Annotated in this window: 21 protein-coding genes; 18 read left to right on the top strand and 3 right to left on the bottom strand. The window is 53.8% G+C overall.

From position 1 onward, the window contains the following. Positions 1-329 precede the first annotated feature (329 nt). The 11 genes from BM040_RS03195 (at position 330) to pcaF (ending at position 9989) form a co-directional block, all read left to right on the top strand. Positions 330-767: a hypothetical protein gene (locus BM040_RS03195; RefSeq protein WP_092098957.1), complete on the top strand. Its 438-nt coding sequence runs from the start codon at positions 330-332 to the stop codon at positions 765-767. An 8-nt stretch (positions 768-775) separates the two neighbouring features. Continuing rightward, on the top strand, positions 776-1867 hold the full coding sequence (locus tag BM040_RS03190) for a toxic anion resistance protein (protein ID WP_092098955.1): 1092 nt from the start codon (positions 776-778) through the stop codon (positions 1865-1867). Beyond that, on the top strand, positions 1867-2043 hold the full coding sequence (locus BM040_RS21645; protein ID WP_175490960.1) for a hypothetical protein: 177 nt from the start codon (positions 1867-1869) through the stop codon (positions 2041-2043). Before BM040_RS03190 ends, BM040_RS21645 begins: the two co-directional genes overlap by 1 nt. After that, on the top strand, positions 2040-2885 hold the full coding sequence (locus tag BM040_RS03185; protein ID WP_092098953.1) for a hypothetical protein: 846 nt from the start codon (positions 2040-2042) through the stop codon (positions 2883-2885). The genes BM040_RS21645 and BM040_RS03185 overlap by 4 nt, the downstream gene beginning before the upstream one ends. 145 nt (positions 2886-3030) lie before the next feature. Beyond that, a complete protein-coding gene (locus BM040_RS03180) occupies positions 3031-3918 on the top strand; it encodes an AraC family transcriptional regulator (protein WP_092098951.1) in 888 nt (295 codons plus the stop codon). Positions 3919-4078: 160 nt separating this feature from the next. Further along, positions 4079-5200 (top strand): muconate/chloromuconate family cycloisomerase, encoded by a 1122-nt coding sequence (locus tag BM040_RS03175; protein WP_092098949.1) that lies wholly within the window; start codon positions 4079-4081, stop codon positions 5198-5200. Between the two features lie 3 nt (positions 5201-5203). After that, positions 5204-5500, top strand: a complete 297-nt coding sequence (catC, locus tag BM040_RS03170) for a muconolactone Delta-isomerase (protein ID WP_092098947.1) — start codon at positions 5204-5206, stop codon at positions 5498-5500. A gap of 45 nt (positions 5501-5545) precedes the next feature. Then, a complete protein-coding gene (catA, locus tag BM040_RS03165; RefSeq protein WP_092098945.1) occupies positions 5546-6463 on the top strand; it encodes a catechol 1,2-dioxygenase in 918 nt (305 codons plus the stop codon). A 117-nt stretch (positions 6464-6580) separates the two neighbouring features. Then, positions 6581-7363 (top strand): 3-oxoadipate enol-lactonase, encoded by a 783-nt coding sequence (pcaD, locus tag BM040_RS03160; protein WP_092098943.1) that lies wholly within the window; start codon positions 6581-6583, stop codon positions 7361-7363. A gap of 25 nt (positions 7364-7388) precedes the next feature. Further along, the gene (locus BM040_RS03155) at positions 7389-8735 is read left to right on the top strand and encodes a 3-oxoacid CoA-transferase (RefSeq protein ID WP_092098941.1); all 1347 of its coding nucleotides are present in this window, start codon (positions 7389-7391) and stop codon (positions 8733-8735) included. A 12-nt stretch (positions 8736-8747) separates the two neighbouring features. Beyond that, positions 8748-9989 (top strand): 3-oxoadipyl-CoA thiolase, encoded by a 1242-nt coding sequence (gene pcaF / locus BM040_RS03150; protein WP_317040151.1) that lies wholly within the window; start codon positions 8748-8750, stop codon positions 9987-9989. A gap of 796 nt (positions 9990-10785) precedes the next feature. Here pcaF and BM040_RS03145 read toward each other — a convergent pair. Together BM040_RS03145 and BM040_RS03140 are read right to left on the bottom strand one after the other, a co-directional pair. Further along, positions 10786-12189: a M16 family metallopeptidase gene (locus BM040_RS03145; RefSeq protein ID WP_092098938.1), complete on the bottom strand. Its 1404-nt coding sequence runs from the start codon at positions 12187-12189 to the stop codon at positions 10786-10788. 6 nt (positions 12190-12195) lie between these two features. Next, the gene (locus BM040_RS03140) at positions 12196-13656 is read right to left on the bottom strand and encodes a M16 family metallopeptidase (RefSeq protein ID WP_092098936.1); all 1461 of its coding nucleotides are present in this window, start codon (positions 13654-13656) and stop codon (positions 12196-12198) included. Positions 13657-13849: 193 nt separating this feature from the next. On the opposite strand from BM040_RS03140, the gene BM040_RS03135 reads away from it, so the two are divergent. Both BM040_RS03135 and BM040_RS03130 read left to right on the top strand, forming a co-directional pair. Further along, positions 13850-15232, top strand: a complete 1383-nt coding sequence (locus BM040_RS03135) for an alpha/beta hydrolase family protein (RefSeq protein ID WP_092098934.1) — start codon at positions 13850-13852, stop codon at positions 15230-15232. Between the two features lie 108 nt (positions 15233-15340). Then, positions 15341-16984, top strand: a complete 1644-nt coding sequence (locus BM040_RS03130) for an ABC-F family ATP-binding cassette domain-containing protein (protein ID WP_092098933.1) — start codon at positions 15341-15343, stop codon at positions 16982-16984. Positions 16985-17091: 107 nt separating this feature from the next. Here the strand turns inward: BM040_RS03130 and BM040_RS03125 are convergent, their stop codons facing one another. Continuing rightward, positions 17092-18636 (bottom strand): hypothetical protein, encoded by a 1545-nt coding sequence (locus BM040_RS03125; protein ID WP_092098931.1) that lies wholly within the window; start codon positions 18634-18636, stop codon positions 17092-17094. 156 nt (positions 18637-18792) lie between these two features. On the opposite strand from BM040_RS03125, the gene BM040_RS03120 reads away from it, so the two are divergent. The 5 genes from BM040_RS03120 to BM040_RS03100 all read left to right on the top strand — a co-directional run bounded on the left by BM040_RS03120 (position 18793) and on the right by BM040_RS03100 (position 23807). Further along, entirely contained in the window at positions 18793-19959 is a 1167-nt protein-coding gene (locus BM040_RS03120; protein ID WP_092098929.1) for a 2-isopropylmalate synthase, read from the top strand. Position 19960: 1 nt separating this feature from the next. Then, positions 19961-21352: a 3-isopropylmalate dehydratase large subunit gene (gene leuC, locus BM040_RS03115; protein ID WP_092098927.1), complete on the top strand. Its 1392-nt coding sequence runs from the start codon at positions 19961-19963 to the stop codon at positions 21350-21352. 4 nt (positions 21353-21356) lie between these two features. After that, positions 21357-21953, top strand: coding sequence for a 3-isopropylmalate dehydratase small subunit (gene leuD, locus BM040_RS03110; protein WP_092098925.1), 597 nt, complete (start codon positions 21357-21359; stop codon positions 21951-21953). Beyond that, positions 21941-23062 carry a 3-isopropylmalate dehydrogenase gene (gene leuB, locus BM040_RS03105; protein ID WP_092098923.1) on the top strand — a complete coding sequence of 374 codons (1122 nt, stop codon included), beginning with the start codon at positions 21941-21943 and terminating at the stop codon, positions 23060-23062. Before leuD ends, leuB begins: the two co-directional genes overlap by 13 nt. Before the next feature lie 250 nt (positions 23063-23312). Then, entirely contained in the window at positions 23313-23807 is a 495-nt protein-coding gene (locus tag BM040_RS03100; protein WP_092098921.1) for a DinB family protein, read from the top strand. Positions 23808-23818 lie beyond the last annotated feature (11 nt).

Raw genomic sequence — 23818 nt, 5'->3', positions numbered from 1 at the left:
AGGTTTCCAACCTGGAATACAAATAGGGCCTATAATTCGCGAGCGTACGTATGGCAATCATTTTAAAGTTCCGCCAGTTGAAAACTGGCCACATAATAGCTCCATGTTGAAAACTTGAAGCAGCAATGGAATTGTGGCTCTTAGGGGAGGGCTGGGGATCTGTAACATCTACACAACATCACAAAAACCTGGCACAGCCATTAGAACTTTCAGGATTTGTTCCTGTTCTTAGCAGTGGCGGGAGGCGGTTGAAGCGCATCATCTACCCAACCTTAATCGCCGTATAAAAAAGTATACACGCAAACATCAGCTAAAAAGTACAATCATATATGCTACTCTTTTGGATATTCGTTATAGGGGCAGTACTGGGCTATATGTATGGTCATTACTTAAAACCCAACCTCAGCCTGCGCAAAGCTATTCAGCAGGCACGGGAGGCCAGCCAGGCTGTGCTGCAGGAAGGGCATCAGGGCGTCTACCGGACCGTCGTGTCAGACCATAACGAGCAATCGGAGCTGGTAGTGGAGGTAAAGGAGCTTGCCATAACGCAGGCTGGTATGGTGAAGGTGGAATACCTGAGCGCTTATTACAAGAACCCCTCGTTCCGTACAAAAAAAGGAGAGGCCCTGATGCGGGAAGTGCGCGAATTATTAGGAGATTATCTGCCATTATCCGATATTGAATGGTACGAAACGACGGAGCGCCAGGACAAGGCCCGCAAAAGCCTGCACACACTGGACGCCCTGGGTAAAAATAACGTTGGCTAAATAAAACCATGGAAAATAACACAGATATCACCATCACCGAAAACAAGGAGCTGCTACAGCAGCGCGCCGCAGATCTTTCTAAGACTATCGACCCGGAGAAACCCGAGAGCCTCACCAATTTTGGGGTGGAGACACAACGCAAGCTCGGGCATTACTCCAACGAGTTGCTGGCAAAGGTGAAGGCGAAAGACTCCGGCGATGCCGGTACAGCCATTAACGAGCTGCTCACCCAAATCAACATGATCAAGATCGACGAGGGGGAGAAGCGCAGTTTCCTGTCCAGGCTACCGTTTGGCAAAAAAATAGAAGACCGCTCTAAAAAGCTGGCCATCCAGTACAATTCCATCTCTGAGAATGTGGACGATGTGGTAATAAAGCTGGAGAAAACGCGCCAAAGTATACTTAAAGACTCGACCAGCCTGGAAGTGATGTTCAAGCAGGCCGTGGAGTACATACACGAGGTGCGCGCGGTAATTGCTGCCGGCAAAATGAAGATAGAGGAGATTGAAAACGAGCTGATTCCGAAGTTACAGGGCGAGGTAGAGAGCAGCAACCAGGATGAGCTGGTGGTGCAGCGCCTCAGCGACCTGATCGCCTTTAAGGACAGGCTTGAGAAGAAGGTGCACGACCTGACCCTCTCCCACACCATCGCCACGCAGTCCATGCCGCAGATCCGTATGATACAGACTACGAACGATGTGCTGGCCCAGAAGATTCAGAACTCGATCGTAACTGTCATCCCGGTGTGGCGCCAGCAGGTGGCCATTGCCCTGGGGCTGGAGAAACAGCGCAAGGCCCTGGAAATTCAGAAAAAGGTAACCGATACCACCAACGAGATGCTGCTCAAGAACTCGCAATTGCTCAAAACTAACGTGGTAAACGCTTCCAAGGAAAACGAGCGCGGCATTGTGGATGTGGAGACGCTCAAAAAAGTGAACCGCGACATGGTGGAGACCCTTGATGCCGTGGTAAAGATATCGGAGGAGGGAAGCCGCAAACGCCTGGAAGCGGTAAAAGAACTGGCTGCGGTACAGGAAGAACTCAACAACAAGATCATTGGCTCGTTCAGCAGCAAGACTAAAAAGATTGAAACAGAATAATGGCTGCGGAGAAAGATAAAAAGCAAACACCTGATAAGCTCCTGACAGGGGAGCAGGAGGAGTTGCTGGATTTATACTTGCACAAGCTCGACTTTTACATGGAGGAGCTAAAAGCTGCCGATGCCGTACAGGTAGAAATTGAAACGCAGCACCTGAAAAAGATCCTTCATAAATGAAAAAAATACTGCGCGCTCTTTTCGGGCTGAACGGACAAACCGGCAACAGGAAAGTAGTCGGTAGCCCCGAAAGCACAGATACGGGAAGTATGCCTTACCTCCGCGAGTCGGAACAGCGGCTGATGGCGCTGGAGGACCTCTATGCCAGGTATAGGCACACCCCCCATGCTGCGCAGTTTAAGCTAGTTATCGAGAAGACCAGGCGCATCCATGCCTATTTAGTGTCGCGCGGCAGAGTGAATGAACTGGAGCTTTTTCATGTACAGCATACTGACCATTTTCTAAGCACCTACACGGCCATTCTGGATGCCCAGCAGGAAGCGAAGGAGCATGTGATGTCACAGCCGCCGAGGCGGGCGCCGCAGCCGGTTAGTAAGCCGGGTGGGGTGTTGGGCCGGACAGTGGTGTTTGGCCCGTTCCGCAGCGAGCACAAGGAGGTGAAGGCTGCCCGCACCGTGAACCGGGAAACAAGCCAGCGGGCTTACCAAGCCATTGCCGAGGCGAAGATTGAAGTGCCGCGACTGGCCCTGCCTGAGATCGCCATCAACACCTACGCCACGATAGTATACTTGCGGGAGGATCTTTCGGATGGGCTTACCACGAGTGAGATTGGGTTTACCTCGACGCCGGAGGAAAAGGAGGCCTTTGTGAATTACATCAGTTCCCGCTTGGGCATTGACCACCTTACCTATGCGGGCAACGCCATGGTATACGTGCCCACCCACGATAGCAAGCATCCGGCGGAGATGCTGCCGGTACTGCACTGGCATGGCACGCCCTATGTGCTGAGTCTGGAGGATTACCGCCTCTACCCGGTGCGCACCTACAGAACCAGGCGCTGAGGCAAAGCATGTACGGCACTTCTATACTTTTTCGGGGTAGTTATACTTTATAAGGCCAGCGAGAAAGTTAGAAACAAAGCATCCTTTTGCTGGTTTTCTAGCTTTAAATAATCTGTCTTATTTCTGCCACCCAACACCCCGAGCCATGCCGGACAAGCGTTTCTACAAGGGCCTCTATGGCACCAACTCCATCGAGTTTGCGAAAGGATTGATTAACGTGCACCCCTTTGGAGAGATTGGCAGGCAGTACGATGGGCAGGTAAAGCTGCACGCGCATAATAACCTCTTCCAGATATTTTTGGTGGAGCAGGGGACTACCGTCCTTTACCATGCCGCCGCGGAAACCACCATTGAGGGACCTGCCCTCATCACGGTTCCCAAGAACTACGAACACGGCTTTTTGCACCAGGGCGAGGTATCCGGGTGGATCATCAGCTTGTCTGACACCGTGCTGGAGCATATGCTGCAGCGGGAGGCGGAGGTGGTCTATACCCTCGATAACATTTACCTGTTCACGCTATCATCAGACTTCCCGGAAGCCATGGCAGTACGCCATACTATTCAGAAGTGCGTGCAGGAGTATAACCAGCAGAACCCGGGGCGATTGCTGATGCTGCACTACCTGGTGGGGCAGTTGCTGGTGCAGCTCTTCCGCCTCTCCATCGGAAGCGGAAAGCAGGTAATGGGGGCTGACAATGTGAGCAAGATATACTTCCGCAGGTTCCAGCAGCTCATCAAAGAAGAGCATTCCTACAAAAAAGGGGTAGAGGCGTATGCCTGCCAACTCCATATCTCCGCCGGTCACCTCAGCCGGGTGTGCCGAAGTATAGCCGGAAAATCTCCCAAAGACATCCTGATTGATTACTTTATTACCGAAGCGCAGCTAGCTTTGGCAGATGTGGAAAAATCCGTGTCGGAAGTATGCTTTGCGCTGGGTTTTGATGACCCGGCATACTTTACCAGGCTCTTCAAGAAAAGAACCGGCCTGACACCCATGGCCTTCCGGAAGCAAATCGGCGTGAAGCACACTTAGGTGCTTTTTCCCCTGAAAATGTTCGATTTGTCATACTATTAAATAGAAAGTCCTACTCCCTAGAGACAAGATCGGGTAAATTTGTTTATATCAGTGAGTGCTTACTCCCTTAATGAGTTAAGGCGCTTACTATTAAATGATTATCCCGTATTGTTATACTATGAGAGAAGCGAGGATTGAGCGGATAGAAACCCTTATTGTAGACCTGCCTACCATCAGGCCGCACCACCTGTCGATGGCTGTGATGCGCAACCAGACCATGGTGATTGTGCGCCTGTTTTGCAGCGACGGCATAGAGGGGATTGGCGAGGCTACTACCATTGGTGGCCTGAGCTACGGGAACGAGTTTCCGGAGGGAATGAAGTTTACCATCGGCACCTACCTGGCTCCACTGCTGGTAGGCAAGCCGGCCACCAGCATAAATGCGGTAATGGCCGAACTGGAGCACCAGGTACAGGGCAATAATTTCGCCAAGTCCGCCATCGAAACCGCCCTGCTCGACGCGCAGGGCAAGCGCCTGGGCGTGCCGGTATCCGATCTCTTGGGAGGGGCTGTCACCAATACCCTGCCCGTACTTTGGACCCTGGCCAGCGGCGACACCGACAAAGACATACAGGAAGCCCACGACCTGCTGGCCAACGGCCGCCACCGTACGTTCAAGCTTAAAATCGGCCGGAAAGACCCCAGCGTGGACATCGCCCATGTGGCTGCCATCAAACAGGCTGTGGGAGCCGATGTGAAGGTAACGGTGGATGTAAACCAAGCCTGGACCGAAAGCGCGGCCAAACAAGGTATTGCCAAACTTCAGGAGGCCGGCGTGGATCTTATCGAACAGCCGATCGTGAAAACGAACTTCGACGGGCTGGCCCGCCTGACCCGTTATTTCCGCGTACCTATTATGGCCGACGAAGCCGTCGCCACGGTATCCGATGCCTTTAAATTGGCCAAAATTGGTGGCGGCAGCGTGTTTGCCCTCAAAATCTCCAAAGCCGGCGGCCTGACCAACACCCAACGGCAGGCGGCCATTGCCCGGGGCGCTGGCATCAGCCTCTACGGCGGCACCATGCTGGAAGGCACCATCGGCACCCTTGCCTCAGCCCACCTTTTCAGCACCCTCTCAGACCTGGACTGGGGCACCGAGCTCTTCGGCCCGCTCCTGCTCACCGACGACATCGTGAAAAAAAGAATCACCTATGCCAACGGGGGGATGGAGCTACCGCAGGGACCGGGCCTGGGCATTGAACTGGATCTAAACCAAGTAGAAAAGTATAAACGAAAATAAGCCATGCTATTTCACGTGCACATGACCGTTAACATCCCCCTGGACCTGGACAAGGCCTATGTGGATGAATTGAAAGCCAAGGAAAAAAACCTTTCGCAGGAACTGCAGCGGCAAGGCAAATGGACACATATCTGGCGCATAGCCGGCCAGTATGCCAACATCAGCATCTTTAATGTAGACAGCGCCGGCGAGTTGCACGACATCCTGATGTCGCTCCCGCTGTACCCTTTCATGCAGGTGGAGGTAACCGCCCTTTGCCAGCATTACTCTTCCATCAAAAACGAGGAGGAAGCCCACTAACCACCTTAAAACAAATCGAACTATAATCTATAAAACTTTACGACCATGGAAAGAAGTCAAATCGATGCCGTTATAGAAAGAATCACGTCCACTGAGGATCCAAGCAAGGGCTCTGCCCGTGTGAAGGAAATCGTGAACCGCCTGACCCGCGACCTGTTTTACGCCATTGAAGACCTGGATATACAGCCAGAGGAAATCTGGCATGCCGTGGACTGGATGACAAACACCGGCAGAAGCAACGAGTGGGGCCTGGTGGCGGCCGGTATCGGCCTGGAGCACTTCCTGGACCTGCGCATGGACGAGGCCGAGGCGAAAGCAGGCATCACCGGCGGCACGCCCCGCACCATCGAAGGGCCGCTTTACGTACCGGGCGCTCCGGAGTCGGTAGGGTATGCAGAGCTGGAGACAGAGCCAGAAATAGGTGCTGAAAGACTGTACATGCAGGGCCAGGTGAAAGACCAGGACGGCACGCCTATTCCGAATGCCAAAGTTGAAGTATGGCACTGTAACCTCAAAGGTATGTACTCTATTTTCGATACCTCCCAGCCTCCTTACAACCTGCGCCGCAGCATCATCACTGATTCAGAAGGAAAGTATAAATTCAAGAGCTTTTTGCCGGTAGGCTATAGCTGCCCTCCGGGCGGGAGCACCGATCAGATGCTGCAAGCCCTCGGTCGCCACGGCAGCCGTCCGGCCCACATACATTTCTTTGTAACAGCGCCCGGCCACCGCAAGCTTACCACACAGATAAACATCGAGGGTGATCCGCTGATTTGGGACGACTTTGCCTTTGCCACCCGCGAAGACCTGGTGCCACACATTACCCGCTACTCCGAGTCTGAGGCCAAAGAAAAATTCGGCATCGACGAGCCTTTTGCCTCTATCAACTTCGATTTTGAAGTGCATAAGGAGAAGGAAGGCGTGTTTGACGCAGAAATTGAGAGAACCCACGGTCCGCGCTAACATCAAGCAAGCAACCGGAAGTATGGCAAATGGCAGCCATACTTCCGGTTGTTCACCAAGTATCACATTGCCAGCTGCGCGCGCCAGCATCATCACTACAGAACACTTACCTGCCTTATGCCAACTGTTAAGCTAACGAACCATACCTGCTTTTATACTTTTCTGGATGCCGGGAAAGAAGATACGATCGTGTTCTCCAACTCCCTGGGAACGGACCACACGATGTGGGATGAACTGGATCCCATACTTCGTCCGCAGTACAACATTCTTCGCTACGACACGCGCGGCCACGGGCAAAGCACTATTCAGGCAGACACGGTTAGTATAGCGGAGTTGGGGCAGGATGTGGTGGAATTGCTGGACCACCTGGGGCTAGGTAAAGTATACTTCTGCGGCCTGTCCATGGGCGGGCTGATTGGGCAGTGGCTGGGCATTCATGCTACGGAGCGCTTTAAAAAGATTGTGCTGGCCAACACGGCTGCCAAGATCGGCACCGAAGAAGGGTGGAATTCCCGCATCAAACAGGTGAGGGAGCATGGCCTGGAAAGTATACTGGACGGTACGGCGCAGCGCTGGTTTACGCCAGCATTTCGCGAGCAGCATCCTGAAGTAGTGGCTGCTATTCTGGAAAAGTTCGCACGGAATTCGGTGCAGGGCTATACGTCCTGCTGCGCCGCTGTACGCGATGCTGACTTCAGGGACAAGCTGCAGCGCCTGCAGGTGCCGGTGCTCGTCATCAGTGGCCAGCAGGACGAAGTGACCACGCCTGCCGACGGGGACTTTATAGTTAGACGCTTGCCGCAAGGGCGCCACGTGACGCTCGATGCCAACCACCTTTCCGCCGTGGAGCTGCCTCAGGCCTTTGCTGAAAGTATGCTGCACTTCCTCCAAAAAGATTAAGTCTTCTACAAAAGAATTAGAACATATGAAATCGGTACCACAAATTAGCCTTGAAGAAGCCGTTGCTTTGGTAAAGGATGGCGATATACTACTGCAGGGCGGCTTTGGCATGACAGGCAACCCGGTGCACCTGATGCACGCGCTGGCCGAAACTAACACCAAAGACCTGACCTTTATTGGCAACAACGTAGGCGAAGCCGGCATCGGTGGCGGCAAGCTGCTGCGCAACGGACAGATCAAGAAGATGATCGGTTCGTTCTTTACCAGCAACCCGGAGGCCGTAAAGGCTGCCCAGGAAGGCAAGGTAGAGTATGAGCTCCTGCCACAGGGAACGCTGGCCGAGGCCATCCGCGCAGGTGGCGCAGGCATTGGCGGCTTTTTTACTCCAACCTCTGCCGGAACAGAGCTCGCCAAAGGGCGCGAAACAAAGGTGATACAAGGCAAAGAGCAGGTGTTTATTGAGGGCATCCGGGGAAATGTGGCCTTTATCCGTGCCTGGCGGGCTGATACTGCCGGTAACCTCACGTACCGCATGACGGAGCAGAACTTTAACCGTGCCATGGCCACGGCCGCCGACCTGGTGATAGTCGAAGTGGAGGAAATTGTGCCGGTAGGTGAGATAGCGCCGGAGCACGTGCACACGCCGGGCTCTTTTGTGGATTACCTCGTAGAAGCCAAACTAACCTTGGAAGACTTGGGGTCCTCGGCATCGGTGGCCTCGTCTAAGAAAGTGGATGAGAAACGCATGCACATGGCGCGCCGGGCTCTAAAGGAACTTAAAAAAGGGGATGTGGTAAACCTGGGCATCGGCATCCCGACATTGGTAGCGGATTTGATCACGCCGGCAGATGGCATTGTGATGCACACCGAGAACGGGATGCTGGGCGTCGGGCCAACCCCAACTGACGGGGGAGGCGCGATGGATTATCCGGTGAATGCCGGTAAAATTCCGGTAACAGCCCTGCCGGGTGCCAGCTACTTCGATAGTGCCGACTCGTTTGCCATGATCCGCGGCAGGCACGTGGATGTGGCCATTATGGGCGGTCTGGAGGTGGATGAGAAAGCCAACCTGGCCAACTGGGCGGTGCCGGGCCAACCGCTGCTGGGTGTTGGCGGCGCCATGGACCTGGCCTCCGGAGCCAAAACGCTCATCATCACCATGACCCACACGAACAAAGATGGTTCTGCCAAAGTAGTACCTGACTGTAAGCTGCCGCTTACAGCGCTCAAGGCTGTGGATATGATCGTCACCGATCTGGCCGTGTTCCGATTTATTGACGGGCAGCTGACGCTAACGGAGCTGATGCCGGGTGCTACGCTGGAAGAAGTGCGGACTAAAACATCGGCCCATTTTGAAGAGAGATTAGGGTAGCCGCCAGCAAGTATGGCTGCCGCGACAAAGTATAAAAGTATAAGTATGAGCAAAGAAGCCTATATCATAGATGGAATAAGAACTCCGATCGGAAGCTTTGGCGGTAAACTTTCCCCCGTGCGCACCGACGACCTGGCGGCCATGGTCATCCGGGAACTAGTAAGCCGTAACCCCGGCATCCCGCAGGACGCAGTGGACGACGTTATACTTGGCTGCCACAACCAGGCTGGCGAGGACAACCGCAACGTGGCCCGGATGGCGTTGCTGCTGGCCGGGCTACCAACCTCCGTGCCTGGCGAAACGGTTAACCGCCTTTGCGCATCGGGCATGTCCGCAATCATCAACGCGGCGCGTGCCATTAAAGCCGGTGACGGGGAGGTATTTATCGCGGGCGGCGTGGAGCACATGACGCGTGGCCCGCTGGTCGTTTCCAAGCCGAGCAAAGCCTTCGGCACCGATTCCCAGATGCATGATTCAAGTTTCGGCTGGCGCTTCGTCAACCCGAAGATGAAAGAAATGTACGGCGTGGACCCCATGGGCAATACCGCTGAAAACCTGGCCGAGAAGTATGAAATTTCCCGTGAGGACCAGGATAAGTTTGCCTACCACTCGCAGCGCAAGGCAGCGCAGGCGCAGCAGAACGGCATCCTGGCCGAGGAGATTATGCCTGTAACGATACCCCAGCGCAAAGGCGATCCGGTAGTGGTATCGGAAGACGAGTTTATCCGCCCCAACACCACGGTAGAAACCTTGGCAAAATTGCGTCCGGCTTTTAAGGCTGATGGTACTGTTACTGCCGGCAATGCCTCGGGTTTGAATGATGGTGCCGCAGCTGCCTATGTGGTGTCCGGGGAAGCGGTAGAGAAGTATGGCCTTAAGCCCTTGGCCCGCATCGTAAGTTCGGCAGTGGTAGGAGTGGAGCCGCGCATCATGGGCATCGGCCCGGTACCAGCCACACAAAAGGCGCTGGAAAGAGCAGGGCTCAGCCTGGACGACATGGACATAATCGAGTTGAACGAGGCCTTCGCCGCCCAAAGCCTCGCCTGCACCCGTGCCTTAGGTCTGGAGGACGAGGACCCGCGCGTGAACGTAAATGGTGGCGCCATTGCCCTCGGCCACCCACTCGGCATGTCGGGCACTCGTATTGTACACAGTGCAGCTCTTTCTCTGCAGCGAACCAATAAGCGTTATGCCCTGGCTACCATGTGTGTAGGCGTAGGGCAGGGGTATGCCGTGGTGCTGGAGAAAGTATAACTCCGGGTTTAAAGTATAGATTGATAGGTGGAAGGTGCGGTAGCAGTTACCTCAAGTATGGAAGAACTGTTACCGCAACTTCTGTTTATACTTTATACCCGCCGCTTCTCATCCCGCTGGCGCGAGTTTGCAACTCGTGCCTACCTATGATGTTGGGTTTGTAACCCAACTGGCTTGAAAAGCCATACTTATACTTCGGCTATACTTGTCGGTTTATACTTTCATAGCCGCCGCTTCCCTCAACTGACACAAGCTATACTTTCTAGCCCCCGTTCATCCTCCAGACTTACATAAGCTATTGTTTCATCTCTTACTTGGCTCCCTCAAGGCCGGGAGGCCTCGCCTTCGGGCATCGCGCTGTCTACATTTCCTTTGCTCCTACGTCGCAATGCCGCCACAGCGGCACCGGAAATCTAGAAGGCGCTCAACCCAAAGGCTGGGAACAGGTTCGATAGCTACAGCCTTTGCTATGGAACGAATACAGACTGTCCCCTTGAGGGGACCATAGGGGTGTAACTCCCAATACCGTTTGCTACGGAGCTTATACTTTAACAACAGCAGTCACAGGCTCCCCGCCTTGGATAAGGAGGGGCAGGAGTGGTTGGGCCCGGTAATTACAAAACTCCAATAGTATATTTTGAGCAAAGCGCTTATGGCAACTTATACTTTACCTAAAAGTCCCTCTCCTAGAATCTCACGAAGGGTATGCGCCCCCCCAAACAAAGTATAAAAGAATAATGCCAGTCCCCGGAAGAAACTCCCGGGGACTGGCATTATTTGGAAAGTATAAACAAACTTACTGCACGGCAGGCATCTTCTTCAGGTCGTCCTGAAACTTCTTCAGCTGCTTGTCAATCACTTTTTTATCACCCACCACTACCAGCGTCATTTCTTTCGGGCGCATGTAGGTTTTGGCGATTTCTTGTACTTTCTGGGGCGTCACGGCATGTATGTTCTCTACCTGGTTGGTCAGGAACGTTTCGGGCAGGTCGTGCAGGTCGAGGAAGTTGAGCTGGCTGATGATACCCGATGGAGTGGAGTTGCGCAACACAAAAAGCCCGGCCTCATAATTCTGAATGCCTTTCAGTTCTTCCTCGGTTGGTGGCTCTTTACGCAGCCTGTCAATTTCATACACGATCTCTTTAAGCGAGTTTCCGGTATGCTCAGTCGTCACATCGGCTTGCTGGTACCAGTCACCCACCTTATACCTGGCCGAGATGGAACTGTAGGGCGAGTAGGTATAACCTTTGTCTTCGCGAATGTTGCGGGTGATCCGGGAGCCAAAAGAGCCACCCAGCAGCGAATTGGTAACACGGAGCGCCATGTAATCGGGATGGGAAGGGGGAACTACAGGCAAACCGATAACGAGGGTGGACTGCGGAGCACCGGGTCGGTCCACCACAATCATATCGCTTTTCGTAACTGGTTTGGCCAGCTGAATCTCACGTGCAGGTCCCTCGCGCCAGCCGCGGAGCGAAGAAGTAATAGCCTCTTTCATGGCACTTTCATCGAACCTGCCGGCTACATACACATTGGTGCGCTTCGCTCCGAACTGATTCTGGTAGAAGTTTCGCACCTGTTCCAAGGTATAGGCGTCTATCTCCTTGTCGGTAGGCAGGTCGCGGCCATAGGGGTGGTCGCCGTACAGGGCTTTGGTGAACCTGATTTGCGCCTGCATGCCCGGTTGCGCGCGGGCCAGGTTCATCTGCCGCTTAAAATCGTTCTTCACCCGCTCCAATTCCGACTCCGGAAAGGATGGGTTCTGCAGCAAGTCCGCCATGAGTGCTACCAGCTCCGGTCCATACTCCGAAAGCGCATCCGCATAAATGATGGTTTGGTTGGCACCGATGCTGATGTTCAGAGAGCCGCCCATGCGCGCCACTTCTTCCGCTATCTGCGTGGCGCTGCGGGTGGTGGTGCCTTCCTGCATCAGGTGACCGGTGATGTCTGCCAGTCCGTTCTCGTTGGCCTGCTCATGTACGTTGCCGGTCTGCACTACCAGGTTTATGGTCACCTTCGGTAGTTCCCCATAGGGCACCATGGTCGCCTCCAGGCCATTGGGCAGTTTAAATTCTTCCTTGGCAGGCAGGGTAAAGTTCTTGGGCTGTCCGCCTTCCGGTGGAGTCTGTTTCTGTGCCACGGCTATACTGGCGCTCATGGCCAGCAGCACGCTTAGCGATATCGTAAGTATATTTTTCATGATGTTCTAGATTTGGGCCTGTGGGTTGATGACAAGTATGGTGCGGTTAGTGGGTCGCAGGTATTCCTTGATGGTTCGCTGAATCACCTCGGGCGTTACTTTCCGGAACTCCGCCTCCAGCTCGTTGATGCGGGCCGGGTTATCGTCAAACAGGGCGAAGCTTGCCAGCAGGTCTGCCTTGCCAAACCCGTAGAGTTCGCTCAACTGGTCGTAGAGGGAGGAGCGGACTTTTACCATAGCCAGGTCAAGCTGTTCCTGGCTAATGCCTTCCTGCTGCAGCCTTGCCACCTCCTGGTCCAGCACCGTGAGGATAGAGTCGGCCGAAACATCTTTGTCGTACACCAGGTTGCCCATCCACAGCATAGGGCCGTTGTAGTTAAACATGTTGCCCAGGTAGGCGTTTATGCCACCGGTAACCGAGCCCGTATAGCCTTTCTCCTGCACCAGGGCCTGGTACAAGCGGCTGTCGTTGCCCTGCAGTAGTATCTGGTCCAGCAGGCCCATGGCATAATACTCAGGTGTGTTGCGCTCCGGCATGTGGTAGGCAAAGGCCAGGGCCGGCTTGTTGGCCAGCTTGTCGTCCTTGGTAAAGCGCTGCTCTTTCTCCTGGCGCGGCTCGGTCAGGTCTACCGGTGCGGGCAGGGTAGAGGATGGAATCTGCCCGAAGTACTGCTGCACCCACTGTTTGGCCTGCTCCGGCTCAAAATCCCCGACTATCACCAGGGATGCATTGTTGGGCGAGTAAAAGGTTTTAAAGAACGACTGCACGTCCTCCAGGTTGGCAGCATCCAGGTCTTTCAGGTCGCCATAGAAGTTGTGGGCGTTGTACCAGTTCTTGTTGGCATACTGCGGCATGTCGAGCCACGGAAAACCGCCATAGGGCTGGTTGAGCACGTTCACCTTCACCTCGTTCTTCACCACACCCTGCTGGTTAGTCAGGTTTTCCTGCGTAATGTTGAGGCCCTTCATGCGGTCCGCTTCTGCCCAGAGCATGGTCTCCAGCTTGTGCGCCGGCACAATCTCGAAGTAGTTGGTGTAGTCAAAGCGCGTGCTGCCGTTCAGGATGCCGCCGTTCTTCTGCACCAGTTGGATGAACTCCATCTTACCCAGGTTCTCCGATCCTTGGAACATCATGTGCTCGAACAGGTGGGCAAAGCCGGTGCGGTCCTTGGGCTCAATCCGGAAACCGATGTTGTAGTACACCGCCACCGTTACGACAGGAGCCGTCTTGTCAGGCGAGAGCACCACTTTCAGGCCATTGTCCAGCTTGTAGTAATCTACCGGCACCTGATAGGTTGGAGCGGCGGTAGCCACCTCGGTCGTATCAACAGCCTCGGCACCTTCGGTGGTACTAGCGGTGGGCGCCGTTGTTTTCTGGCTGCAGGAAGCCGCCAGAACAGCCGCACCAAATACCAGCGGTATCAGTCGCCGCTTAGTCGGATGGAATAGGTTAGGGATAAATTGCATAGGAACAATTGGTTAGGATTAGGTTTCAGCATTAAATATAGCACTATACGATTATTGCGCAGTATAGTGCAAAATATTATTAGTTAATCTAAAAATAATTTCTGAACGATACGTTATACTTGAAAATTATTTTTCCAGCTCCTGCGCATACATAAACTTAGTCTTGAATAGCTTAACCTGACCAATTTAAACTATGAGCAAAAGTATACTTTCAGTTCTCGTCTTTTTTGCCTGTTCCCTGGCCTTTCCGGCACAGGCCCAGCACCTGAAGCGCCGCCCTTTTCTGGGGGTGCAAATTGCGCCAGTCTCTGACTCCCTGGCAGCGGTGAATCAGCTCGGGGACGGCGCAGGAGCCATGGTGGTAGCCATTATTCCCAACAGCACGGCAGCCGCGCTCAAGCTTCAGCCAAACGATGTCATAGTCAGCATCAACAAGGAAGCTGTCCGGACGGCAAATGATGTGGTGGCCAAGGCCCGTACTTTCTCCACTGCTGCGCCTGTTACGGTTGGCGTTATCCGGAACAAGAAGCGACTGACGCTGAAAGGGAAGGTGAAGGAAATGCCACGCGAGGAGGATGCAGCTGCTGAGGTGCTCTATGATGAAGTGAAGACAGACCACGGCTACGCCCGCCTGATAGCAAAGAAGCCAAAAGGTAAGGGCAAATACCCCACGGTTTTCTTCCTGCAGGGCTACGGCTGTAGCTCCATCGATAACCTGCCCCCGCACGACCCGCAGCGCCGGTTGATGGATGGCCTGGTGGCCAAAGGTTATGCGGTTTTCAAAATGGACAAGCCCGGCGCGGGGGACAGCCAGGGCAGTGCACCATGCACCGAGATTGGCTACGAAGAAGAACTGGCTGCCTTCTCGGTTGCCCTTAAAAAGCTACAGACCTATGACTTCGTGGATACGGGCAACGTGTTCCTATTCGGCCACTCGCTCGGCGCCAACACAGCGCCTGTTATCGCTGCCGATACAAAGGTGAAAGGCATCATCGGGTATGGCGTGGCCGGTAAACCCTGGTATGAGTACATGCTGGACGTGTTCCGGGAGCAGCGTGCCGAGATAGGGTTTGACCCGGTGCGGATTGACGAGGACATGCTGGTGTTGGGCCCGCTGACATACGAATTGCTCGTCGGCAAGAAATCGGCGGAAGATCTGGCGCAGGATCCGAAGTATAAACAGCACCTGGAGCAAAGCTTCGAGTACGATGGAAAGGGGCATGTCTTCGGGCGCCATTATCGCTTTATGCAGGAAATACAGAACGTGCCCTATCACAAAACCTGGCGCGATGCCGATACAAACGTGCTGATTATCTATGGCGGGGCAGACCTGCCTTCCATCAGCCCGCATAACTCGCAGCTGCTGGTAAATGCGCTCAACACCATGCGTCCGGGCTCAGCTGCCTATCAGTTCCTTCCCGATACCGACCATGGCTTCATCAAAGTTGGAACCAAGCAGGACCTGATGCGGCTGCAGCAAAACGGGGGTTTTGAGGCCTACGTGCGCGATAATTTTAACCCGGAGCTGGTGGAGATGCTGGATAGCTGGATGAAAGGAATCATGCAGAATCAATAAAGCTGGTGTTGGAAAGGGTAGAAAAGTATAAAGCACTGGATACTTCGGGTAAAGTTCTGAGGCATACGCAGAAATATCTTGTATCTTTGCAGCCCTAAAATTGATTGTATGATTTCAGTAGACGCGGTTGCAGTAGAGTTTAACGGGGCAGCCCTTTTCAGTAACGTAACCTTTAACATCAACGAGAACGACCGGATTGCCCTGATGGGGAAGAACGGAGCCGGTAAATCCACCTTGTTGAAAATCATTGCCGGTGTAAACAAGCCTACCCGGGGTAAAGTGTCGGCCCCGAAAGATGCCGTAATCGCCTACCTGCCGCAGCACCTGCTCACCGACGACGATTGCACCGTGTTTGAGGAGGCTTCCAAAGCCTTTGCCAGAATACTGGAGATGAAGAAGCAGATGGAGTTTCTGAACAAAGAACTGGAGACGCGCACCGACTACGAGTCGGATGAATATTACGCCATCATCGAGCAGGTATCGGAGCTGAGCGAGAAGTATTACTCGGTGGAGGAGATAAACTACGATGCGGAGGTTGAGAAAACATTAAAAGGCCTCGGTTTTACGCGCGAGGATTTTACGCGCCCGACCAACGAGTTCAGCGGTGGCTGGCGCATGCGCATCGAACTGGCTAAAATCCTGCTGCAGCAACCCGACCTGATTCTACTCGACGAGCCTACTAACCACCTCGATATTGAGTCGATTCAGTGGCTGGAGGAGTTTTTGGTGAACAACGCCAAGGCCGTAATGGTGATTTCGCACGACAAGGCCTTCGTGGACAACATCACCAACCGCACCATCGAGGTGACAATGGGCCGCATCTACGATTACAAGGTAAACTACAGCCAATACCTGCAGCTGCGCCAGGAGCGACGCGAGCAGCAGCAGAAGCAGTACGACGACCAGCAGAAAGAGATTGCCGAAATCACGGCTTTCATCGAGCGTTTTAAGGGCACTTACTCTAAAACCCTGCAGGTACAGTCGCGGGTGAAGATGCTGGAGAAGATGGAAATTATTGAGGTGGATGAGGTGGATACTTCAGCACTAAACCTCAAATTCCCGCCTGCCCCGCGCTCCGGTAACTACCCTGTTATTGTAGAAGGGCTTACCAAGAAGTATGGCGACCACACCGTTTTCCAGGATGTGTCCCTGACCATCAACCGTGGCGAGAAAATAGCCTTTGTGGGCAAGAACGGTGAGGGTAAGTCCACGCTGGTGAAAGCGATTATGGGCGAGATTGACTTTGACGGAAAGCTGCAGTTGGGCCATAACAGCATGATTGGCTACTTCGCCCAGAACCAGGCTTCGCTGCTGGACGAGAGCCTAACCATTTTCCAGACGATTGATGAGATTGCCGTAGGGGATGTCCGTACGAAGGTAAAAGACCTGCTGGGCGCCTTCATGTTCAGCGGCGACACAATTGAGAAGAAAGTAAAGGTGCTGTCTGGCGGTGAGAAAACGCGCCTGGCCATGATCAAGCTGCTGCTACAGCCGGTTAACCTGCTCATACTGGACGAACCTACCAACCACCTGGACCTCAAAACGAAGGGAATCCTGAAAGACGCCCTGAAAGCCTTTGACGGAACCATCATCCTGGTTTCGCACGACAGGGATTTTCTGGATGGGTTGGCTACCAAGGTGTTTGAGTTTGGCAACAAGCGCGTGCGGGAGCACTTCGAGGACATCAACGGCTTCCTGCGCAACAAGAAAATGGAGAACCTGCGCGAAATTGAGCGCAGCACAACGAAGTAACAATTTTATACTTTGCAGAAAGTATAAATCCGGAATTAAAAAAGCGGTGCAGGGGAAGGCTTGCACCGCTTTTTTGCTTTGGGCAACTGGGTTATACTTTATTCCACCTACTTCAGCTGGCTGAACTTCCGGCGGATAATCTCCTGCACCGGGATGTTTTCAATCTTGCTTTCCAGCCAGGAGATGATGTCCAGGTAAAGGAAAGGGCGGCGCTGGAAAGGGTTTTCCGCAATAACCGTAAGCTTCTCTTTCAGGTCAACAAAGGCATGCTTTAGCTCATGGGGCGGTATACTTCCCAGCCTGCGCAAGAACCTGAAAATCTCCACCTGCATCTCGTGCTGGTCGTTCATTTTGCCCAGGAAACGGTATACAGAGCGAATCTGCAGCTCCAGCTCGTAATCGTCCCCGGCCTCGTAGTAGGCAATCAACCGCAGAATTCGGGCAAAGCACTGGATGTCTACGCGCAGGCTGGTGTCCTGGTAGTTGATGATCTTGTTCAGGTAGCGGATGGCTGTCTCGTTATCGCCGCTGCCAAAGTATAAACTGGCTATTTTAAAGTAGAAGATAAGCTGCCGGTGCGGGTCGAGTTGCTGCTGGAACTGCTCCAGCTTTTTGAGCAGGTTGGGCAGCCATACTACGCCGCCCTCAAAATCGCCCCGCATGAAGAAGGCATTAATCCGGTTGGTATAGCCGTAGAGAAACAGCTGCGCCTCGGTGTTTGGCGTGTGTCTTCTGTCCTCGTCCTCTGCAAACTGCTCCAGTTCCTGCAGCACCTGCTCAAAGCGGGAGTAGTACTGCAGGTTAAACAGCGCGGCCAGCAGGTTATGCAATCCTTTGATATAGAGTGAGGACTGGATGTTCTTCATCTCTGGGTTGTCTTCAAACAAGTTTACCCACTTTTGCGCAAAGCGGTAGCAGGCTTTGAAGTCCTGGCCCAGGTAATGGTACCATACATGCGCCTGGTAATAGTATAGCTTCTCCATGAAGCTGGCCGAAGCGATATCAATGTCGGGCAGGTTCTCCCGGAAATAGGCCTCGAAGTGGGCATAGTCTTCCTGCGTCTTGGCGTGACCCGCCTGTATGTATACCCCGTAGAGGCGCAGTGCCAGGTTCGAAAGCTCGTGTGCCCGCGACACATGCATGGCCAGCTCGGTTGCCTCTTCCGACAGGGAGTCGGCGCGGCCGCTCAGGCTTCGGGTGATAAACTGCGACTCTATCTGCTTCTCAAAATCGATGGCGGCGAGGGCTATGTGCTGCAACTCTGCCTGCTTGGCGGCAGTCTTCACTTTGTCCAGCAGCTTCAGGCATTGGCGGTAGAGCCCTTTGTTATAGAGCACGCGGGCATGGCCCAACTGCTCCAGCAACTGTATGTCCAGGTTCTGGTTAGCATGGTAAAGGCGCAGGCTGGAGAGCAGCTGCTTGTACAGGTTTGCTTTCAGGTTGGGCAGCTGCACTTTTTTCAGCTCCGGCATTTGCTCCAGTATCCGCTCTTCCTCGTAATCCGACAGTCTATCGAGCACATCGAAAAGCTGCAGAAATTTTAAGCCTTCGTTAGTGCCCTGCCGCTTGGTGAACAGGCGGAAATGCCGCTTCTCGGAGCGGGTAAGCGACTTAACGAGCTGGAAAACAGGATCGGAACTCAAATTAGCCATGGTAGAAGTGTAAACGTTATTTTGTTGACTTACAGCATGTTGTGTTTAAGGGCTCTACCTATAGAAATAGTAGCGTTTTGGAAATTTGGTTTCCCTTGCTGCAGATTCTCCGGGATATTTAGAGCAGTACCATAACTGTAAAAGACCAAATAAAGGATGTCAGCAGAGAAAATACAAATATTTGATACCACCTTGCGTGACGGGGAGCAGGTACCCGGCTGTAAATTGAACACAAATGAGAAGCTTGTTATCGCCAGGCAACTGGAGCTGCTGGGCGTGGATGTGATCGAGGCCGGCTTCCCAATCTCCAGCCCCGGCGACTTTGAGGCGGTTAGAGCAATAGCCCTTCAGACAAAGGAGGCAACCGTTTGTGGACTCTCCAGAGCTGTGGAAGGCGACATTCGTACGGCAGCGGAAGCCCTGAAAGGGGCTGTTCGTCCGAGAATCCATACCGGCATTGGCACTTCTGACCTGCACGTGCAGTATAAGCTGCGCACCTCCCGCGAAGAAGTTATTGCCCGCGCTGTGGAAGCGGTGAAGCTGGCCAAAAGCTTTGTGGAGGACGTAGAGTTCTATGCCGAAGATGCCGGTCGCACCGACAACGAGTTCCTGGCCAGAGTCTGCGAGGCAGCTGTTAAGGCAGGTGCTACTGTGCTGAATATCCCTGATACGACTGGGTACTGCCTGCCAGAGGAGTATGGGGCCAAGATCAAATACCTGTATGAGAACGTGAAGGGCATCGAGAATGTATGCCTCTCCACACACTGCCATAACGACCTTGGCCTTGCCACGGCCAACTCTATAGCCGGCGTTGTCAACGGCGCCCGCCAGATAGAGTGTACCATTAATGGGGTAGGGGAGCGCGCAGGAAACACCGCTTTGGAAGAAGTCGTGATGATCCTGCGCCAACACCCATACCTGAACCTGATGACCGGCGTGAACAGCAAACTGCTTACCGAAACCTCGGCGTTGGTATCGCACATGATGCGCATGCCGGTACAGCCGAACAAGGCCATCGTGGGCTCCAACGCCTTCTCGCACTCCAGCGGCATCCACCAGGACGGGGTAATCAAGCACCGCGAAACATATGAGATCATTGATCCAAAGGATGTGGGAGTAGACAGCTCCTCCATTGTGCTCACGGCCCGCTCCGGCCGCGCAGCTTTGGCCTACCGCTTCCAGAAGCTGGGCTATAACTTCGATAAGGAGACATTGGATAAAGCTTACGGTGTGTTCCTGCAGGTAGCAGACGAGAAGAAAGAAGTAGGCGATAGCGACCTGCATGTGTTGGTAGAAAAGCAAAACCTTGTTACGGCAGGATAAGATGGGAAAGACCTTATTTGACAAGATTTGGGATGCACACGTCGTGCGAACCATTGCAGGAGGTCAGGATGTATTTTACATCGACAAGCACCTGATACACGAGGTAACCAGCCCGCAGGCGTTTGAGGAACTCGAGAAGCGCAACTTGCCGCTGTTCCGCAAGGAGCAGATTGTGGCTACCGCCGACCATAACGTACCTACCAAAAACCAGCACCTGCCTATCGAGGAGCCGCTGTCGCGCTCGCAGGTGGATAAGCTGACGGAGAACTGCGCCAAGTATGGCGTAGAACTCTACGGCTTGGGCCACCCGTACCAGGGCATCGTGCACGTGATTGGTCCGGAGTTGGGCATCACCCAGCCCGGCATGACCATCGTATGCGGCGACAGCCATACTTCCACGCACGGCGCTTTCGGCACGATTGCCTTCGGCATCGGCACGAGCCAGGTGGCGCAGGTGATGGCTTCACAGTGTTTGCTGCTCTCGCGCCCCAAGCGCATGCGCATCACTGTAGAAGGGGATTTGAAGCCAGGTGTTACCGCCAAAGACCTTATCCTCTATGTGATCGCTGCCCTCGGAACAGGAGGGGCCACCGGCTACTTCGTGGAGTATGCAGGAAGCGCCATTCGCTCCCTAAGTATGGAAGGCCGCATGACGGTTTGTAACATGAGCATCGAGATGGGCGCTCGCGGTGGTATGATTGCCCCGGACGAAACCACCTTTGCCTACCTGAAAGGCCGTCCGTTTGCGCCACAGGGCGAGCGTTGGGAAGAAGCAATAGCTTACTGGCAAACTTTATACTCTGATGAGGACGCCACCTTTGAGATGGAGTATACTTTCAACGCCGCTTCTATCACCCCGATGATCACCTACGGCACCAATCCGGGCATGGGCATTGCCCTGAATGCAAATGTGCCTTCCCAAGTAAAGGCCAGTGAGCAGGTGAGCTTCGAGAAGTCGCTGCAGTACATGGGCTTCCAGGCGGGCGAGTCGCTGCTGGGCAAGCAGGTGGATTACGTGTTCATCGGCAGCTGCACCAACTCCCGTATCGAGGATATCCGCATGGTGGCCAATTACGTGCAGGGCAAAAAGAAGGCCAGCCACGTGGAGGCCATTATAGTACCAGGCTCCAAGCAGGTAGAGCAGCAGGCAATCGCCGAAGGGCTCGACAAGATACTGGCCGAGGCGGGTTTTGAGCTGCGCGAGCCGGGCTGCAGTGCTTGTCTGGCCATGAACGAAGACAAGATTCCGGCAGGGGCCTACTGCGTGTCTACCTCGAACCGAAACTTTGAGGGGCGCCAGGGACCTGGGTCACGCACTTTGCTTGCGAGCCCACTGGTGGCGGCGGCATCTGCCGTGGAAGGAAAGATTGTAGACGTAACTGAATACCTCTAAGGAAATGGAAAAGTTTGAGATACTCCGAACGTCAGCCGTGCCGCTGCCGATCGAAAACATAGATACAGACCAGATTATACCTGCCCGTTTCCTGAAGGCCACCTCCAGGGAGGGTTTTGGCGAGAACCTGTTCCGCGACTGGCGCTACAATGGCGACGGCACGCCGAAGGCTGATTTTGTGCTGAACAACCCGCGCTACCAAGGCCAGGTGTTGGTGGCAGGCAAGAACTTTGGCTGCGGCTCCAGCCGCGAGCACGCTGCCTGGGCGCTGTCCGATGCCGGCTTCCGCACCGTGATCTCCAGTTACTTTGCCGACATCTTCCGTGGCAATGCCCTGAACAACGGCCTGCTGCCTGTGCAGGTGTCTGATGAGGTGCTGGCGCGCCTGTTCGAGCAGATTGAGAAAGATCCGGAGACAGAGCTTATCGTGGACCTTCCTGCCCAGCAGCTGCATGTGCCGGTTTGGGAAGAGAGCATCCCGTTTGAGATTGATCCTTATAAAAAGGAGTGCCTGCTGAACGGGTACGACGACATTGATTTTTTAGTAAGCCAGAAAGAGGCGATTGAGACTTACGAAACAAAGAGAGTATGGGTATATTAACTAAGAAAATAGCAGTGCTGGCCGGGGACGGAATAGGTCCGGAAGTATGCCAGGAAGCCATTAAAGTGCTGAATGCCATAGGCGATAGATTCGGCCATACTTTTACGTTTGACCACCAGCTGATGGGCGCCTGTGCCATCGACGCCACAGGTGATCCGCTGCCCGAAGAAACGCTGCAGGCTTGTTTTGAGGCGGATGCCGTGCTCCTGGGAGCCATCGGCGATCCAAAGTATGACAACAATCCGGCTGCGAAGGTAAGACCGGAGCAGGGCTTGCTGCGCCTGCGCAAGTCGCTGGGCTTGTATGCCAATATCCGTCCGGTAACGGCCTATGAAATGCTGATTCCGCACTCTCCGCTGAAGAACGACCGCATTGCCGGGGCTGACATGATTTTCTTCCGCGAGCTGACCGGAGGTATCTACTTCGGGGAGAAGGGCCGCACTGAGGATGGCGCCTATGACAACTGTACGTACAGCCGCTTTGAGATTTCGCGCATCGCGCACCTGGCTTTTAAAGCGGCGCAGAACCGTCGCGGAAAGCTAACGCTCGTGGACAAGGCCAATGTGCTGGAAACCTCGCGTTTGTGGCGGGAGGTAGTGCAGGAACTCAGCCCATCGTACCCGGACGTGAAGGTGGATTACCTATTCGTGGACAACGCAGCGATGCAGCTGATCCTTAATCCAAAACAGTTTGACGTGATCCTAACGGAGAACATGTTCGGGGACATCCTTTCGGACGAAGCCTCTGTGATTGCGGGCTCGCTGGGATTACTGCCTTCCTCTTCTGTAGGTGATGCGGTAGCTTTGTTTGAGCCGATCCATGGTTCCTATCCGCAGGCCAAGGGCAAGAATATTGCTAACCCGATTGCCACGATACTTTCCGCAGCCATGATGCTGGAGCACTTTGGGCTGCTGCAGGAGGCCAACCTGGTGCGCTACGCCGTGGAGGAAGCCCTCGACAAGAAAATCGTAACGCAGGATTTAGCCTCTCCAATCATGTCTTACTCAACTGAGCAGGTGGGTACTTTTGTCGCCTCTTGCGTGATGGGTGGCGTACTGGAAGGCCTGCACAAAGAGAATGTGCAGCTTGGCATGAGCACGGTGATTTAGAATTAAGGTTAACTATTTTGCCATTGTAAGCAGCCCGGTAAGTTTATACTTGCCGGGCTGTTGCTTTTTGTAGCTGATGGAAGTGTGGCGTTCGGTAGTGGTAAATCTGGTTTGCAAAGACACAGAAGTATAATTTTCAGCATAAGTAAAATAATGTCGAAAAATTCTGAACTCTGCTGACAAAGGGCTGTCACTGGGTGGGTATAGCTTTGTAGTAAATAAAAGTTACACCTTAAAAAAACAAGAACGTATGGAAAATGCAGTTGCAACCCCCCAAACCGCTAGCGTTATCACACCAACTGAACTGCTGGAGCACTGGCAAGGCCACCGAAGCCTCACCCGCCGGGTAATCGAAGCCTTTCCGGAGAAGGAGCTTTTTGAGTATTCTATCGGCGGTATGCGCTCCTTTGCAGCCATGGCGCAGGAGCTTTTAGCCATTGCTGCTCCGGGTATGAAGCAGGTAGCTACTGGACAAATTGAGGAGTTGAATGAGGAGATCAAGGAGGCTACTTCAAAAGAGCGTATCCTGGCGCTTTGGGATCAGAGCACGGAGGAGATCAACACGTATTGGGCCCAGGTTCCGGAGGAAAGATTCCGCGAACGCATTCTGACCTTCGGGAAGTATGATAACGTGGTGTGGTGCACCATTCTATACTTCATCGATAATGAGATCCACCATCGGGGACAGGGTTATGTGTACCTGAGGGCCTTGGGCATTGAGCCTCCAGCCTTTTGGGATAGATAAACGGAGACCTA

It is taken from the genome of Pontibacter chinhatensis, from assembly GCF_900113285.1.
GTDB lineage: Bacteria > Bacteroidota > Bacteroidia > Cytophagales > Hymenobacteraceae > Pontibacter > Pontibacter chinhatensis.
This window is presented reverse-complemented; position numbering and strand designations above follow the sequence as displayed.